General features: G+C 26.7%; 17 protein-coding genes, 1 tRNA gene and 2 riboswitches. Of the genes, 2 read left to right on the plus strand and 16 right to left on the minus strand.

The window, feature by feature from the left end; genetic code table 11:
• Nucleotides 1-5: 5 nt before the first annotated feature.
• Entirely contained in the window at nucleotides 6-407 is a 402-nt protein-coding gene (ndk, locus tag ACZJV1_RS14465) for a nucleoside-diphosphate kinase (RefSeq protein ID WP_463650584.1), read from the minus strand.
• A gap of 129 nt (nucleotides 408-536) precedes the next feature.
• Here ndk and ACZJV1_RS14470 point away from each other — a divergent pair, with 129 nt between their 5' ends.
• Nucleotides 537-806 carry an acylphosphatase gene (locus ACZJV1_RS14470; RefSeq protein WP_463650585.1) on the plus strand — a complete coding sequence of 90 codons (270 nt, stop codon included), beginning with the start codon at nucleotides 537-539 and terminating at the stop codon, nucleotides 804-806.
• Nucleotides 807-825: 19 nt separating this feature from the next.
• On the opposite strand, the gene ACZJV1_RS14475 is transcribed toward ACZJV1_RS14470, so the two are convergent.
• The 12 genes from ACZJV1_RS14475 to treP form a co-directional block, all read right to left on the minus strand.
• The gene (locus ACZJV1_RS14475; protein ID WP_460286877.1) at nucleotides 826-1,791 is read right to left on the minus strand and encodes a glycoside hydrolase family 73 protein; all 966 of its coding nucleotides are present in this window, start codon (nucleotides 1,789-1,791) and stop codon (nucleotides 826-828) included.
• 291 nt (nucleotides 1,792-2,082) lie between these two features.
• Complete coding sequence (locus tag ACZJV1_RS14480; RefSeq protein WP_460286876.1) at nucleotides 2,083-3,465, minus strand: alanine/glycine:cation symporter family protein; 1,383 nt, start codon at nucleotides 3,463-3,465, stop codon at nucleotides 2,083-2,085.
• Nucleotides 3,466-3,551: 86 nt separating this feature from the next.
• Nucleotides 3,552-3,638, minus strand: a riboswitch (glycine riboswitch).
• A gap of 2 nt (nucleotides 3,639-3,640) precedes the next feature.
• Nucleotides 3,641-3,717, minus strand: a riboswitch (glycine riboswitch).
• A gap of 122 nt (nucleotides 3,718-3,839) precedes the next feature.
• Nucleotides 3,840-4,238 carry a hypothetical protein gene (locus ACZJV1_RS14485; RefSeq protein ID WP_463650586.1) on the minus strand — a complete coding sequence of 133 codons (399 nt, stop codon included), beginning with the start codon at nucleotides 4,236-4,238 and terminating at the stop codon, nucleotides 3,840-3,842.
• 266 nt (nucleotides 4,239-4,504) lie between these two features.
• Nucleotides 4,505-5,464: a D-2-hydroxyacid dehydrogenase gene (locus ACZJV1_RS14490; protein ID WP_463650587.1), complete on the minus strand. Its 960-nt coding sequence runs from the start codon at nucleotides 5,462-5,464 to the stop codon at nucleotides 4,505-4,507.
• A gap of 20 nt (nucleotides 5,465-5,484) precedes the next feature.
• Nucleotides 5,485-6,117, minus strand: coding sequence for a pyrophosphatase PpaX (ppaX, locus tag ACZJV1_RS14495; RefSeq protein ID WP_460286873.1), 633 nt, complete (start codon nucleotides 6,115-6,117; stop codon nucleotides 5,485-5,487).
• Between the two features lie 154 nt (nucleotides 6,118-6,271).
• The gene (locus ACZJV1_RS14500) at nucleotides 6,272-7,156 is read right to left on the minus strand and encodes an SPL family radical SAM protein (protein ID WP_463650588.1); all 885 of its coding nucleotides are present in this window, start codon (nucleotides 7,154-7,156) and stop codon (nucleotides 6,272-6,274) included.
• Between the two features lie 17 nt (nucleotides 7,157-7,173).
• On the minus strand, nucleotides 7,174-7,935 hold the full coding sequence (locus ACZJV1_RS14505; protein ID WP_460286871.1) for an N-acetyltransferase: 762 nt from the start codon (nucleotides 7,933-7,935) through the stop codon (nucleotides 7,174-7,176).
• Nucleotides 7,935-8,591: a GyrI-like domain-containing protein gene (locus ACZJV1_RS14510; protein ID WP_463650589.1), complete on the minus strand. Its 657-nt coding sequence runs from the start codon at nucleotides 8,589-8,591 to the stop codon at nucleotides 7,935-7,937. Before ACZJV1_RS14510 ends, ACZJV1_RS14505 begins: the two co-directional genes overlap by 1 nt.
• Nucleotides 8,592-8,658: 67 nt before the next feature.
• The gene (locus ACZJV1_RS14515) at nucleotides 8,659-9,555 is read right to left on the minus strand and encodes a helix-turn-helix transcriptional regulator (RefSeq protein ID WP_460286869.1); all 897 of its coding nucleotides are present in this window, start codon (nucleotides 9,553-9,555) and stop codon (nucleotides 8,659-8,661) included.
• Between the two features lie 141 nt (nucleotides 9,556-9,696).
• Nucleotides 9,697-9,781 (minus strand) — tRNA-Leu (locus tag ACZJV1_RS14520).
• A 211-nt stretch (nucleotides 9,782-9,992) separates the two neighbouring features.
• Complete coding sequence (gene treC / locus ACZJV1_RS14525) at nucleotides 9,993-11,651, minus strand: alpha,alpha-phosphotrehalase (protein ID WP_463650590.1); 1,659 nt, start codon at nucleotides 11,649-11,651, stop codon at nucleotides 9,993-9,995.
• A 55-nt stretch (nucleotides 11,652-11,706) separates the two neighbouring features.
• The gene (gene treP, locus ACZJV1_RS14530; protein WP_463650591.1) at nucleotides 11,707-13,143 is read right to left on the minus strand and encodes a PTS system trehalose-specific EIIBC component; all 1,437 of its coding nucleotides are present in this window, start codon (nucleotides 13,141-13,143) and stop codon (nucleotides 11,707-11,709) included.
• A gap of 166 nt (nucleotides 13,144-13,309) precedes the next feature.
• Between treP and treR the strand changes: the two genes are divergently transcribed.
• Nucleotides 13,310-14,023 (plus strand): trehalose operon repressor, encoded by a 714-nt coding sequence (gene treR, locus ACZJV1_RS14535; RefSeq protein ID WP_463650592.1) that lies wholly within the window; start codon nucleotides 13,310-13,312, stop codon nucleotides 14,021-14,023.
• A 54-nt stretch (nucleotides 14,024-14,077) separates the two neighbouring features.
• Here treR and ACZJV1_RS14540 read toward each other — a convergent pair whose 3' ends face one another.
• The 3 genes from ACZJV1_RS14540 to ACZJV1_RS14550 form a co-directional block, all read right to left on the minus strand.
• Nucleotides 14,078-15,208: a glycosyl hydrolase family 8 gene (locus ACZJV1_RS14540; protein ID WP_463650593.1), complete on the minus strand. Its 1,131-nt coding sequence runs from the start codon at nucleotides 15,206-15,208 to the stop codon at nucleotides 14,078-14,080.
• Nucleotides 15,209-15,231: 23 nt separating this feature from the next.
• Nucleotides 15,232-16,014, minus strand: coding sequence for a potassium channel family protein (locus tag ACZJV1_RS14545; protein ID WP_463650594.1), 783 nt, complete (start codon nucleotides 16,012-16,014; stop codon nucleotides 15,232-15,234).
• 140 nt (nucleotides 16,015-16,154) lie between these two features.
• Nucleotides 16,155-17,198, minus strand: a complete 1,044-nt coding sequence (locus ACZJV1_RS14550; RefSeq protein ID WP_463650595.1) for an aldose epimerase family protein — start codon at nucleotides 17,196-17,198, stop codon at nucleotides 16,155-16,157.
• Nucleotides 17,199-17,293: the final 95 nt, after the last annotated feature.

Raw genomic sequence — 17,293 nt, forward strand, 5'->3', positions numbered from 1 at the left:
CCTTTTTAATTTCTAAACCATAACTTTATTTCTCTCTTAGCACTTTCAATACTATCAGAAGCATGAACACAGTTTTCCATACTACTTGCTGCATATAGTCTTCTTATAGTTCCTTCTGCTGCTTTTTCAGGATTAGTACTTCCATTAATTTCTCTAATCTTCTGTATTGCATTCTCTCCTTCTAAAATTAATGCACATAATGGTCCTCTAGTTATAAATTTTATTAAAGATTCGAAAAACTCTTTACCAATATGCTCTTCATAATGCATGCAGGCAAAATCCTTTGATATTCTTTCCATTTTCAATGCAACTACTTTAAGCCCATTTTCCTCATATTTACTTATTATTTCCCCTATTATATTTTTCTCTATAGCATCTGGTTTTATTAATACTAGTGATCTTTCCATATAAATGCCCTCCCATATATAATTCTCATTCAAATTATACCATTTTTTTAATAAGCTTACATAATTATATTCAAAATAATCTGACATTTATGATATAATTTTTATAATTAGTTGTTAAGGAGTGATAATATGACTAGATACTATATTATTGTTGAAGGTAGAGTTCAAGGAGTCGGCTTTAGATACTTTTGTCAAATGAATGCCACTTCTCTTAATTTAACTGGTTGGGTACATAATATGGATAATGGTATGGTTGAAATGGAAGTACAAGGAGATAAAACCATAGTTAATAAATTTATTAGTATAATAAGTAAAGGAAACTTTTTTATAAGAGTAGATTCAATTTCTAAAAAAGAAATTGATTTAGTTTTAAATGAACATAAATTTAAAATAAAATAGAGCATTTAATCTAGATTCTCTATTCTCCTCTCTGTACCTTTGTATCATATATCATTAAGTTATTTTCTTGAATTACTCTAATTAATTTATCTCCATAAATTAAATTTCCATTTTCATCCTTTGCAGTACTATATCCTGCATCTTCTAGTACCTGCGCTTGTGCTCTGTAATTTTTTGCTTCAAAAAGCCCATTTTTAGCATATCTTTCATTTTCCCATAAGAATTTTCCATGATCCTCTATCGATGAGCTTATGTTGTTATAAGCTCTAAAATCGCCTACAATAACATCCTTATAATTTTCTTTAGTTTTCATATTAACTTTTTCTTCACTCCAACTTGCATCAGCTTTTATTCCAAAAATATTATTATGTCTCGAAGATAACTCTGACTCTCCCCACCCTGATTCTAATATAGCTTGACCAATAGTTATTGATGGCAATATTCCATAGTTTTTATAATTCTTATATGCACCATCTGATACTTTTTCTATAAACTGTATTTTTTCTTTATCTAATTCGCTATGAAGATAATTTTTCTTTAATTCTATTAAATAATCTTCTGCTAATTTTTCTTCTTTCTCATCTAATTTTAACTCCTTAATTGCTGAGTCAAAATTTCTTAACCCAATACTATCATTAGAAGAGTTCTTTTTAAAAAAAGCCTTGCCTATACTATTTAATTGATCTTTATTATTAATATTAAATTCGCCTTCATTAACAGCTCCATTTATTGCCGCTATCTCCTGCCAATTTAATTGATATCCTTCTTTGCTTAATTCATCAGCAACATTTATGTAACTTAACACTACTTCATGAGATAACGAAATATTTTTGCCGTTTTTATTTATAAATGTGAATACTATAAAAAATATGCTAAATATACATATTATAAAAAATATTGATTTTAAAAAAAATCTTCTTATTTTACCTTTACTCTTTTTTTTTCTGTATCCATTAACCCCATTATAAGTTCCTCTATAATTCAATTTATCACCTCCAAAATCAACTAATTTATAATATTATTTTATTTATTTAGAAGTATTTTAGTATATATATATGATTCTAATTTGCTATTAAACTTGCATTTCCACTTTTAACTATTTATTTTAATTTAAATATAGATAATGTAGAATATTAATTAGAACATATATATTATACTTTAAATTTACATCACTTAAATATTTATCTAAAAACTTAATTAATAATTAATGAATATTTAAGAAATAAATTAGGAGCCTTAAAACTTAATTTAAAACTCCTAACTTTAATAAAGCTATTTAATTTTCAAATTTAACACAATCAACTACTTTATTATTTATAAAAAACTTTTCTGTTTCATCTACTATCACATTTCTTAATCCTATTAATCCAATTAGGTTTGGTATAGCCATAAGACCATTAACTATATCTGCTATAATAAATATCATTTCTAGAGGTAAAAATGGACCTACTGCAACTAAAATTATAAAAATAATTTTATAAGGCTTTATACCTTTTACTCCAAATAAATATTCTATACATCTTTCACCATAGTAATTCCATCCTAATATAGTTGTAAAAGCAAAAAATATTAATCCTATATTTACTATATACTTTCCTAATGTAGCTATTGGCAAACCATTTTCAAATGCAGCAGTTGTTAATGCTGCACCTTCTAAGTTTCCATTGAAACTTCCTGTAATAACTATTACAAGTCCTGTCATTGTGCATATAATAATTGTATCAATAAATGTTCCAGTCATAGAGATTAACCCTTGTCTAACAGGTGATTTAGTTCTAGCAGCAGCTGCTGCTATAGGTGCACTTCCAAGACCTGCTTCATTAGAAAATACCCCTCTACCTATTCCCCTTTGCATTGCAATTGAAATAGTTATTCCAGCAGCTCCACCTAAGGCTGCTTCAGGATTAAATGCACTTCTAATTATTAAACTAATTGATTCTGGTATTTTGTTATAATTAAATACTAAAACTAACATAACACCTAATATATATAATACAGCCATAAATGGCACTATCTTTTCTGAAACACTAGAAATTCTTTTTATTCCACCTAATGTGACTAATGCAACTAGTATGGTTACTACTACTGCTGTAACAATTAAAGGAATATTAAATCCTATTTGTGCAGCATCTGCAATAGACTTAACTTGTCCAAATGTACCTATACCAAGTAAGGCAACTCCTACTCCAAATATAGCAAATAGTTTAGCTAACCAGTTTAGACCTAAACCATTTTTAATATAATACATAGGTCCTCCAGACATCTGTCCATTTGCATCTACTTCTCTATATTTTATAGCTAATACGCCTTCTGCATATTTTGTTGCCATTCCAAAAAAAGCTGCTATCCACATCCAAAATAATGCTCCTGGTCCTCCAGCTTTAATAGCAGTTGCAACTCCAACTATATTTCCTGTTCCTATAGTTGCTGATAATGCAGTACAAAGTGCTCCAAAACTTGAAACATCTCCTCTAGCTTCATCGTCTCCTTCTTCATCCTTTGAAAAAATATACTTTAAAGCTAAAGGAAGTTTAAATATTTGTAATAATTTTAGTTTAAAGGTTAAATATATCCCTGTTCCAACTAAAAGTATAAGTAGTGGTGGACCCCATATAATATTATTTAGCCCACTTAAAATTGATTGAATTTGATTTAACATAAAAAAATCCCCCTTAAATTAAAATTTACGGAGGAGAATAGATAGGTAAACAAGCTATAATAAATATATTTATAGCCCTATCTTATCCCCTGTCCTTTTACCTGAGAGTTTCAGTAACTTAAATTAATTAAATTACCTTGCTCCTTCGGTGCTCATCTGAGTCTCTCCAGAGGTTCGTCCAGTAACGGTCCTAATACCTGAAAGATTTACTTCTTCGGTGGATTAAAAAAATCACTCTCCCGCTACCTTCAACCGAACGTTATTAAGTTATAAAGACATTATATATAATTTTTTAAAAAATCTCAACCTATTATCACATTAATCTTAATATAATATATGCTTTCAATAATTTTACAATTGTTGTAATACCATACTTATTCTTTTCCAAAGCTATTTTCATAAATATCAAAAAATAATGATATTTCACCACATTGTTTTCTTAATTTTGGATCATCAGTGTTTACTTGCCATCCATAAGTTTTATAAGGTTCATAATAATATTTACTTACAGACATAAGATTGAATTGATCTTTTATAAGTTTTAATCCATCAGCAAAATCAATTTTTGCTTGTTTTAAAGCTTTATCAGTATCTTTAAAAATAGGTCTTCCATTTTTATCTGCACCAATTCCATATGCCTCAGGATTGCTAAGCATAACCTCCCCTCCAATTTTATCATTATATTCAGCAACCACCTTTGCAGGTTGTTTTCCATAGCGAACCAATAAAAATATTAGAAATAAGCTTAAAATTAAAACTAAAAATTTCTTCACCTTAACCGCTCCTTTTTGGTTAATACAATAAATTATATCAATTACTTTTTACATTATATGTTAATTATAACATTTATAATTAATAGTAGAAGCAGTTATAAAAAAATGGACATATATAATCACATTTTTAAAACTTTAAACTTTTATACTTTCATAGAAATTAAAATAATGCGTAAATCATCTCATATTTGAGTGACTTACGCATTATAATTAAATCTTTAAATTAACCTTAAATAAATATATACTTTCTTATAATGTTTCTCTATTTAAATTTCTACTCTTCCTCTTATTTCTCCATTATAAAAAGCTTTGATATTTTTTATAATTTCTTCAAATAATCTATTTCTTGCTTCAACACTAGCCCAAGCAATATGAGGTGTTAATATTAGATTATCTTTGTTCTTTAGAGAAACTAACGGATTATCTCCTTTTATTGGTTCTACTTCAAATACATCTAAGGCAGCCCCTGCAATTAATTCTTCATCTATAGCCTTTGCTAAATCTTCTTCAACTACTATAGGACCTCTACCCATATTAACTAAAAGAGCTGATTTTTTCATTTTGCTAAGAGCATCATAATTTATTAATCCTTGAGTATCTTTATTTAATGGTGCATGAATAGAAATTATATCTGATGTTTCTAACAATTCTTCAAAGGTAACTCTCTTATAATCTAAATTCGAATTTTTTCCTGATGTTGAGTAATATACAATATTCACTCCAAAAGCTTCTCCTATTTTAGCTACTCTTTTTCCTATAGCTCCAAATCCTATAATCCCCCAAGTTTTTCCTTCTAACTCATAAAAAGGTTTAGTTAAATCAGTAAATAAACCTGATTTTGCATACTTCCCTGATTTAACATAACTATCATAGTATGAAATTTTATCATATAAGGATAAAACTGTTGCAAAAGTATGTTGAGCAACTGTATTAGTTGAATATCCTGCTACATTAGTAACTGCTATTTTATTTTCTTTAGCATATACAATGTCTATATTATTAAAACCTGTAGCTGTTTCACAGATAAGTTCTAAATTTTTAGATTCTTTTAGATTATTTTCATTTAAAACTACTTTATTAGTTAAAATTATATTAGCATCTTTTATTCTTTCTACTACTTCTTCTGGCTTTGTAGTATCATAATAAGTTACTTCTCCAAATTCCTCTAGCTTAGTAAAATCTAAATTCCCTAAAGTCTTTCCATCTAAAATTACTATATCCTTCATTTTATCCTCCTAATTTATAGTTATATTAAATTTAAAATCTCTTCTGGTCTATCTATAAAATAATCTGGTTCTGATTTCTTTAATTTATCTATTTCTATAAATGTATAATTCACTGCACAAGTCTTACATCCTGCTGATTTACCACAGAATATATCATAGTGACTATCTCCAACCATAATCGCTTCTTTGGGTTCAATTCCTAAATCACTACATGCTTTAAGTGCTGGATCTGGATTTGGTTTATGAAGATCTGTTGATTCTGGTGTTATAATTATATCCATAAAATCATATATTCCAGCTATCTTCATACCTCTTATTGCAAGCTCAGCTCTTTTTGATGTTACTATTCCTATTTTAATTCCCTTTTCTTTAAGAGTAGTTAAAAGCTCTTTAACTCCTTCAAAAGCAAAACACATGTTGTCGTGAATACTTTCATTGTATTCTCTATAATAAGCAACTAAATCTGCTACATCTTCTTCTTTAGCATGTTTTTTAAAAGGTTCTCCTAGAGGTCTTCCAAAGAAGTCTACGATTTCTTCTCTCTTTAATTCTATTCCTAACTTATTTTTAAAAGTTTTATAAAAAGAATCATAAATAAGCTCATTTGTATCTATTAATGTTCCATCTAAATCAAATAATACTGCTTTTATCATCTTATCCTCCTAATATTATGATTATTTATAATTATAATAACATATAAAATATGCTTGTACAAAAAATTAGCTTTATGTTGTTTATTTAAAAATAAAAAGATACCTAAAATTAATTAAGGCATCCATAAAAATATTAAATATATTTGTGACTAATTTAAAATAAACTTAACTGCTCATTATTATATTCCTTTTTATAACTATAGATTATATCACTCATTTTATAAAGTAATCCTAACTTATTACACTCATTTACAAAAATTTTATACAACTTCTTAGCTTTTAAACTTGCACACATATATTCATTTCCAAAATTTTTTATATACTTTTCTTTAATGTTTGGAAAAGACTCATCTAGCCTATCAAAAAAATAATTTCTTTGATTTGCTCTTAGTGTAACTCCAAAAGCAGAATAAATAAATTTTGCTCCATTTTCTTTTGCCATTCTTACGATATTAATTATATTTTCTTCTGTATCATTAATAAATGGTAAAATAGGCATTAATAATATTCCTGTATAAATCCCAGCATTAGATAACTTTCTAATGGCTTCAAATCTCTTAGACGTAACAACAACATTAGGTTCAATTCTTTTACACAATTCATCATCAGCTGTAGTAATAGTTATCTTACAAAGTACAGGTGAATGCTTTTTAATGCTTTGTAAAATATCAATATCTCTTGTAATTAAATCACTCTTTGTTGCAATAGCTACTCCAAACCCATTGTCATTTATAATTTCTAAGGCATTGCGTGTTAAAAGAAATTTGTTTTCAAATGGATTATATGGATCGCTCATTGCCCCAGTTGCAACTACTCCTTTTTTTCTTTTTGATTTTAATTCTTTTCGTATAGTATCAAGTGCATTTTCTTTTATTCTAACAATGTCGAAGTTATCAATACCATAACATTCACTTCTACTGTCACAGTAAATGCAACCATGACTACATCCTTTATAAATATTCATATTATAATTAAATCCAAACCAGTTATTATTTTCTCTATATCCTGAAATTATACTTTTTGCAGGTATATAATCCATACTCAACTCTCCTAATTCTAAACTAGACCTTTTTCTCTAAAAAGCTTATTAATTTTACTTTCAGATAAAATTTCATTAGTTATAAAGTTTCCATCATAAAATAAACTGTACGTTGTGAAAGGACAAGGTGCATTTTGTGCTTGCTCCTTAGTCTCAAACTTAATCAACTTTAACTCAACTCCATTTTCTTCCGAAATTTTCTTTATCAAATTAACATATTTATCTGTATGAGGACATTGAGCAGAATAATACAAAACTAATCCTTTTTCATTAATAGCACCATTCTTTGAACATTCATTGAATTTAGGTATATCATACTCCTTAGAAAAAGGAAAATATAACAATTCATAATATGGGTTTGCACTATCACATACTTCAAAGCCTTTATATTTTAAATAATCTGGATCTGATAAAAAAGGCATTTTCTTTTTTGATGAAAGAGCTATAATACCATTCTTTCCTTTTCTCTTGCAATTATCAATACATTCATTTAATAATCTATTAGCATATCCTTTCCCCTTAAACTTTCCAGATACCCAAAAACAATTTATAAACATATAATTATTACCTTCAATAGGTACCCATGCATTTTCTACTGGTATATATTCAATAAACACTTTACCCCTTACATTTATTTTATTAAATATTAATCCATCATTAAATCTTTCTTTTAGCCATTCCTTTTTTAAATAAACTCCACACTCACCTTTTTTATCAGATAGTGAACAACATATATGTTCGTTATCAATATTACTATGGTTTAATGTAATTATATCCACTATAGATTCCTCCTTACAGGATGTCTAAGTACTGTTTTCATTCTTTCTTTATTTATTTTTCTTGGATCTGATAGATATATTTCATGATGCCTTCTAATTTTCCCATCTTCATTAACTCCATTAATATCTATAATCAAGTTATTTTCCTCAACATATTTTTCAATTTTTTTAGTAGTTATATATTCATTTTCAAATGGTCCAATATGCATGGATTGTACGCATAACCCTTCCTTAAATTCTTCTAAATTTGCTATAGATGTATCAATATAAGGTCTTTTCTTTTTAACTTCATTGCAAGCAAATTCAAATATCTCTTTTGTAACGAAGTCAGGCTGACGTATCATAGAAGTCCAAAAAAATTTTTCTTTTTCAGTAAAATTCATATCTCCATCTTCTTTTAGCCACCATAAGCCTTCAAGAGGCGGCATAACATATTCAAAGTATTCATTTCTATTTTTTATTTCCTTATTCATTTTAATTGTATAAGACAAAGCATATAATATCTCAACTGCCTTTTTATACTCTCCATCCTCATCATTTGGATTACCACATCCATCAATCATTATAAATTTCATATTAGGCACAAATATTTCCACTGGTCTTTCCTTAGGTAAATATAACTTTTTAAATTCCTTTTTATAATCTAACTTATCCATAATATCTCTCCTTATTAATATTTATAGATAAATATTACGATAATTAATATGACAACATACTGTCATATTAATATTGGCCTAATGCACATTTTAATCGATTTTTTAATTCTGCTCTTACATATTCTGGTTCAATTACTTCTACATTTTCTCCAAAAGACATAATATATCCAAATGATAATTCTCCTTTAGAAAGCTTTAAATTAACTATAAAATCACCATTTTCATCAAAAGAGTAATTTGTGAATTCATCATAAACTCTAAATGCTACTTTTTTATTTATCTTTAACTTTAAATTTATTAATGCACTAACATACTCTTTATCCTCCCCTATTAAAACTTTATTTGGTGTAGCTCTTATAAAATTTTCTGAAAGAATATTTAAATTATTTATTCTCGTAAGTTTAAAAAATCTATTATCCTTTCTTTCCCTACAATAACCATATAAATACCATCCTTGCCCTTTAAATACTAATTTTAATGGCTCAACAATACGATTCAGTGATTCTCCATTTGCACCAAAGTACTTAAAACTTAATAAATTCTTATTTATTATTGAACTCTTTATAGTTGCAAACTTTTCTCCTAAATCATTATTTTTATCCCAATTTGAAAAATCAACTTCAATCCAATTTTCATTATTTCCACCTAAGAAAGTACTTAATTTAGATAATGCTCCATTAAACTCATTTTCATTAATAGCACTAAGCCCCTGCATAGCTGCTATTATCTCTCGCTTTTCTTCTTCCGATAATATAGCTTTATTTAATACAAAATTTGATAGAAGACTTATTCCGCCCCCTTTTCCTTTACTCATGTAAATAGGAATTCCTGATTGTGATAATTTTTCTATATCTCTATAAATAGTTCTTTGAGATACCTCAAAATGTTCTGAAAGCTCTTTTGCTGTGATATTCTTTTTATCTAATAAAATATATAGTATTTCAAATAATCTATTAATCTTCATATAATCACCCTATTTTAGTTTATCAGAATTAAGATTAAATAGTAAGTTATGTTAATTATTGCCATAATTATTATTGATAAATATTTATTAATATAAAAGAGAGTATATAAATGATAAAAATATCATTTATATACTCTCTTTTGGTGCAGATGGCGGGACTTGAACCCGCACGAGGATTCCTCGTCACCCCCTCAAGATGATGCGTCTGCCATTCCGCCACATCTGCATAATATGTTTTTATAATTCTATTTTAATTTATATACTATAACTTTTCAATATTTATTAAAAGTATTATATAAATTAACCTATTGTAAGATGAACAAAAGTACTATATAACTCTAAAAAACCATGCATAGCTAGATCCTAAACTCTTTTCTATACATGGTTTTTATTAATAAATCATTACAAATGTATTTTATCAAAAGCAATTTTTATTATTAAAACGAAATTACTATACTTCCATATGGTCCTAAAAATATATTTTCTTCTTCAATTTTATTTTCATCTGAATTATTTAAAATAATACTAGTATCTATATTAATTAACTCCTTCAGAGAAGCCATAGTTTTTTCACCATAAAAATTACATGCTACTAATATTTTTTTACCTTTGTACTCTCTAATATAAGCTAATATTTTTGGATGCTCTTCTAAAACAGGTATAAAACTTCCTTCACAAATTATTTCATTATTCTTTCTTAATTCTATTAATTTCTTATAGTAATTTAATATAGAATTAGAGTTATCTTTTTCTAGCTCTACATTTACGTTCTTATAATTATCACAAACCTTTATCCAAGGTAAGCCTGTAGTAAATCCAGAACTTATTTCAGCATTCCACTGCATTGGTGTTCTTGAATTATCTCTTGATCTATTTTTTAATATATTTAAAACCTCTTCTTCATCAATTCTCTCATTTAATAATGTATTATATGCATTTAATGATTCTATATCTCTATAATCCTTAATATTATTGAAGTTTGGATTTGTTATACCTATTTCTTCACCTTGATATATATATGGAGTTCCTCTCATTAAATGTATTACTGTAGCAAGCATCTTTGCTGATTTCTCTCTATATATTCTATCATTTCCAAATCTAGATACTATTCTAGGTTGATCATGGTTACACCAAAACAAAGCATTCCAACCATTTCCTTCTTCCATTTCAACTTGCCATTTGAAGAAAATCTCCTTTAATTTATTGAAATCAAATGGTGCTAATTTCCACTTCTCTCCATTAGGATAGTCTACTTTTAAATGATGAAAATTAAATGTCATACTTAATTCTTCATTATTAGGATTAGTATATTTTATACAGTTATCTATAGTTGTTGAAGACATTTCTCCAACTGTCATTATCTTATCATATTTTGAAAAAACTTCTTTGTTCATTAATTTTAGATACTCATGAATTTTAGGACCATCTGTATAAAATCTTCTACCATCTCTAGTAGCTGATGTAAAATCATCATCTAAGAATCTTGTATCCTTTGATATTAGATTTATAACGTCTAATCTAAATCCATCTACTCCCATATCAAGCCAGTATCTCATCATTTTGAATATCTCTTCTCTAAGCTTTGGATTTTCCCAATTTAAATCAGCTTGAGTTATGTCAAAGAGATGAAGGTAATATTCATTTAAACTTTCTACATATTGCCATGCTGATCCTCCAAATTTAGAGTTCCAATTATTTGGCTTTTCTCTCCATATATAAAAATCATGATATGGATTATCTTTTCCCTTAAGAGCTTCCTTAAACCAAATATGCTCTGTTGAAGTATGGTTTACTACCATATCTAAAATTAACTTCATTCCTCTTTTATGAGTTTCTTCTAATAATCTTTTAAAATCTTCAAGTGTTCCAAACATCTTATCTATATTATAATAATCTGCTATATCATAGCCATTGTCATTTTGAGGTGACACATATATAGGTGTAAGCCATAGTACCTCCACCCCTAAATCCTTTAAGTAATCTAATTCTTCTATTATTCCAACTATATCTCCAATTCCATCTCCATTACTATCCTTAAAGCTTTTAGGATAAATTTGATATACTACTGAAGATTTCCACCAATTTTGCTCTTTCATTTACTCCACCTCTTAACAACTATGGTTGTAGCAATATTACTACAACCACAATTAATTATTCTAAATTTTCAATATCTGTTCCAAATTTTTTATTAAATATAAAAGTTAGTATTATAGGAACTACTACTGCTACACCCATTGCTATTATAAATGGTACCCAATATTGAGGTTGAATTGCTAGGAATCCTGGTAATCCTCCAATTCCTATTGAGTTAGCTAATACTCCTGACATTATAGATACAACAGCTGCTAAAGCTGAACCAATTAATGCTGCTACAAATGGATACTTATATTTAAGGTTAATTCCAAACATAGCTGGTTCTGTAACTCCAAGCCATGCAGATATTCCTGCTGATGCTGCAATTGATTTAATCCTTGCATTCTTCTTATATATAATTAACATTGCCACAGCTGATGCTCCTTGAGCTATATTGCTTAAGGCTATAAGTGGCCAAATCATTGTTCCACCATTAGCAATCAATTGTAGATCTACTGCTATAAATGTATGATGTAAACCTGTTATAACTAATGGTGCATAAGTTAATCCAAATATTATTGCACCTACTATTTTAAATGGTCCTGTTAATAAATAATTAAATATAATTGCTATATAATTACCAAGTTCTCTTGAAATTGGTCCAATTAGTATATATGATAATAAAACTGTAATTAAAAGTGTTACAAATGGTATTACTATAAGCTTTAATACATCTGGTATATATTTACGTAATGTAAGTTCAATCTTAGATAAAACTATACCTGATAAAATTGCCGGTATTACCTGTGCTTGATATCCAACCTTATCTATAGTGAACCATCCAAAATTCCAAAAAGGAACTGTTCCATTTTGTACTGCTTCTGCATATCCATAAGCATTTAAAAGTTGAGGTGATACTAAAGTAATACCTAATACAATTCCCAATATCTCTGAACCACCAAACTTTTTAACTGTTGACCAAGTTACTGCTACAGGTAAGAAATGGAATATAGCTTCTCCTAAAATCCATAAAAAACTATGGATTTCTGCTAATATCGGGTGTAATTGTGTAAGAGTTTGAGTTCCATCTCCAAAAATAGCTAAATCACCAATTACATTTCTAAATCCTAAAATTAAACCACCTGTGATTATAGCTGGTAAAATTGGAATGAATATTTCAGCTAGACCTGCTATAACTCTTTGAATCAATGACATATTATTTTGAGCTGCTTTTTTAACTTCTTCTTTTGATTGCACTTTTAATCCTGATACTTCAATTAAATTATCATAAAAAGCTTGTACACTATTTCCTATTATTACTTGGAATTGACCTGCATTTATAAATGTACCTTTAACTGATGGTAACTTTTCGATTTCCTTTGCCTTTTCCTTTGCAACCTTTTCATCTTTTAATACAAATCTTAATCTAGTTACACAATGACTTGCACTTGCAATGTTATTCTTCCCTCCAATAAGTTCTAACAAGTCTAATGCTTCTTGTTTAAACTTTCCCATAGCACACTCTCCTTACAATTTATTTTGATTACGATTACATTATATCTTGTTTAAACAAGTATGTCAACACTTGTTTAAACAAGATTATTTCCTTTTTGTATTTTATTTTTAATTCATGATGCTATAATATATTATATAATATGCTCTAAAGGAGATTTTAAGCTATATGAAACAAGTGAAGTACACGGAAATATATGAATATTTAAAAAATAAAATTTTAAATGATGAATTTAAGGCTGGTGAAAAACTTCCATCTGAAAGTGAATTAACGACATTATTTAATGTAAGTAGAAATACAGTTAGACGTGCTATTAATCAACTATCCTTTGAAGGTCTTGTTACAAGTGTTCATGGAAAAGGAGTTTTTGTTTTAGAAAAACAACAACTTAAATTTTTAGTTGGAGGACTTCAGAGTTTTAAAGAAGCCTCAGTAACAAATAAAATGCTTTATTCAACTAATGTACATACTTTTCAAGAATTAATAGTAGATGAAAAACTTTCGAAAAAGACTGGTTTTTCACTAGGTTCAAAGGTAATTTACATAGCTAGATCTAGAAAAATAGATGGAGAAGGAACTATACTAGATATTAATTATTTTTTAAAAGACATAGTTAAAGATTTAAACGAGGATATTGCAAGCAATTCAATTTATGATTACATAGAAAATATACTTTCATTAAAAATTGCAGGTGCTCAAAAAATAGTTTCTATAGAGCCTGTTTCTAAATTAGATAGTACATTTTTAAATTTAAAGAACTATAATTTAGTTGCAATAATAAAAAATTATGTTTACTTAGATGATGGATCTTTATTTGAATACACAGAATCTAGACATAGACCTGATAAATTTACATTTTCTACATATGCTAAAAGATTATAAAAAAATGTACCAAAATCAAATAATGATTTTGGTACATTTTTTTCTTAATTAAACTTATTTATTAAATTTTCTTCTAAAAGCTAATAAGGCATTTAAATTATCATAAGAATAAACTTCCTCTGTTTTTTCATTTCCAAATGATCCATATATATTACTATTTTCATTTTTCACTTGAAAATTCTTCATTTTATTTATAGCCATTGTATATAGCTCCTCATCATTTATAACTTTTGCAATTTGAGCTATGTTAGCATAAATTGATGTTGATTCAATTTTGCTTTCATCTATTTTATTAGTGTTATAAGAAGTAGATATATATCCGAAGGTTTTAAGCCTATCCTTTATCCATTTTACGCTTTCATTTACATCTTCCTTTGCTTCAGCTTTATTCAAAATAACTAAAACAGACAGCAAAGTATCTATATTCTCTTCATTATCATATTCACTAATATTACCATCATAATACTTTCTATATAAAGGCAATTCACTACTTATAAATCCATTATTTATAACTTCCATTGATTTACTATAAACATCATTCCACTTATCGTCTAAAAGAGATAAAGTTTTAATTGCAGGCAGATCTAAATAGCATAAAGTTGTTACATTACTTTTACCATATCCATCATGAAAATCTATTAACCTATTTTCTTGTATTAAGTTTTCATATATTCCATTTGATATTTTTAATCCATAATATCTATACTTTAATTTGTCAAATTCTTCTGCTGCAACTATTAAAGATTCAGATATTCTTAAATCATCTATAGTAGCAGATACTTCTGAACTTTTTCCATTTTCTATTCTCCAACTAACTAATCCATTATCTAAAATCATATTTTCTTTTAAATAATTGAAGAACCTATCAAAGTTATCTTTTTCATTTCTATATAAATAATAATTTAAAATCATTCCTTGAGATTCTGATAAGATATCATGCCCTTTCGTTAAATCTCCTTCTGTTGAAATATTAACATAATTAGTATATATACCATTTAAATCATTCATTAGCTTTTTATTTATAAAGTTATTTAATATTTCCTCCTCATTAGTTATCTCTTCATTAGAGATAACAGAGTCTATTTCTATCTTCTTTATATATTTAAATAAATATATGTAGCTTAAATAAAAAATAAGAATTAGAAATGCTAATATTATAATTCCTATTTTATACTTCTTTTTCATATAGTTTCTTCTTTCCTTTCCATTTAATTTTTCTTGTTTGATTTCAATATTTTTAAGGTTTCATAAATTTTATCTAATTCTGAATCAGATAGTGAATCTAAATTATCTATTTTATATTTAATGAAATCTATTGTTTCATCCTTAAAATCTTTTTTTCTTTTCTTTTTTCCATCATTATTTATTATATAGGCTGCAATTGTACTAGTTGTTACACCTATAAATCCTATTCCAAAAATCATTAATAAAATAGCTACTATTCTTCCTAAATTTGTAGTAAGCAAAACATCACCGTATCCAACTGTAGTAAATGTAACAAAACTCCACCATATAGCATCTCCAAAACTAATATCTTCTAGTAGTGCAATAAATACAGCTCCTAATACAATTATAATAGTAGTCAAAATTAGCATATAGTTAAACTTATTTAATCTTACTGATTCCCTTATTCTATTTCTAAATTTCACTATTAATATTATAAGAATAATGACTTTAATTATTTTAAATAATATTTTTAAGTCTATTCCTTCATCTAAATTTAATATATAAATTAATTTTCCTATTCCTATAATAGGAATTATAGATATTAAATCTACAAGGTTATTAATAACAAATACAATTTTTCTTTTAGTTAATGTTAATCTTACTATATAATCAATAAAAAATATACAACAAACAACTAAGTTTATATAATAAAAGGTTTCTATCACAATAGTAGGTAGTTTATACATAAGCTCTAATATTATCATTATTGCAGACATTAGTGATAGTAAGCCAATAAAAATATCATAAAATAATCTTTTATGCATATAAAAACCTCTCCTATAGTTATCTACTTATATTTTATATAGTAACTTTAGAAAAAATGATATTTATTAAAAATATAACTTAAAAGAAGATGTATCAAAAATTATTTTGTTACATCTTCTTTTAAGTAATTAAAATATTTTTATATTACTGAAAACTTATAAATTGTTTCTTTGTTGTATTCTTCACCTTTTTTTAATATTGAATACTTTGCAAAAATATTATCTTTTCCAATAGGTGGACTTTGAGTTTCTATAGCTAAAGCATCTCTTTTCCCTACCCTTTTTCCACATTCTAAAAACTCATTATCTGGAAAATTAAGTGAGTATAATACAACACTGTTTTGATTTGTATAAACATCCATAATTCTTCCTGATCCTTTATGATATAATCTAAGCTTTACATCACCTCCACCATTTAATATCCATGGGTGATCATATCCTTGTCCTATTTTAACTTGATAATCTTCTTCTTCTATATCTCTACCTATTGTTTTAGGACTTGTAAAATCAAATGGAGTGCCTTCTATATTAATAAGTTCTCCAGTTGGAACTTGATTCTCATTAAGTTCAATTAAAAAATCACTATCTATATATAGATAATGGCTTAAAATATCTTCCTTACAATTTCCACTTAAATTAAAATAGCTATGATTAGTTAAATTAACTAATGTATCTTCATCACTTATTGCCTTATAAGATATTTTTAACTCATTATTTTCTGTGATTGTATATCTTACTATAACATTTAAATTACCTGGATAGCCTTCTTCCCCTGAAGGACTTAAATAGGAAAATTCAACATAAGCTTCTTTTTCATCCTTATTAATTCTAGAGTCTAAAAACTTTTTATTAAATCCTTCTTTTCCCCCATGACCTTGATTTACTCCATAATTTTTATTAAATATTAAAACCTTATCATTTAAATCAATACTACCTTCAGCTATTCTACCTGAAGTTCTTCCTATTAAGGCTCCATAATATGATGAGTTCTCTTCATATAAACTAATATCTTTATATTTCATAACTACATTTTCAATTTTTTCATCTTTATCTGGTACTAATATATCTGTTACTATTCCACCGTAATTTAAAACATTTATTCCAAAACCACTTGAATTTCTTAAATTGTAGCTTATTACATCTTTGTCGCTAAATCTACCAACTAGCACCCTTAAAATCTCCATAGTTTCACTCCTAAAACTTATATTTATTTTAAATATATTATCAAAATGTATTAAATTTGTTACTATCAAGGTTTAATATATAAATTAAACCTGAT

Source organism: Clostridium sp. LS3 (assembly GCF_055330225.1).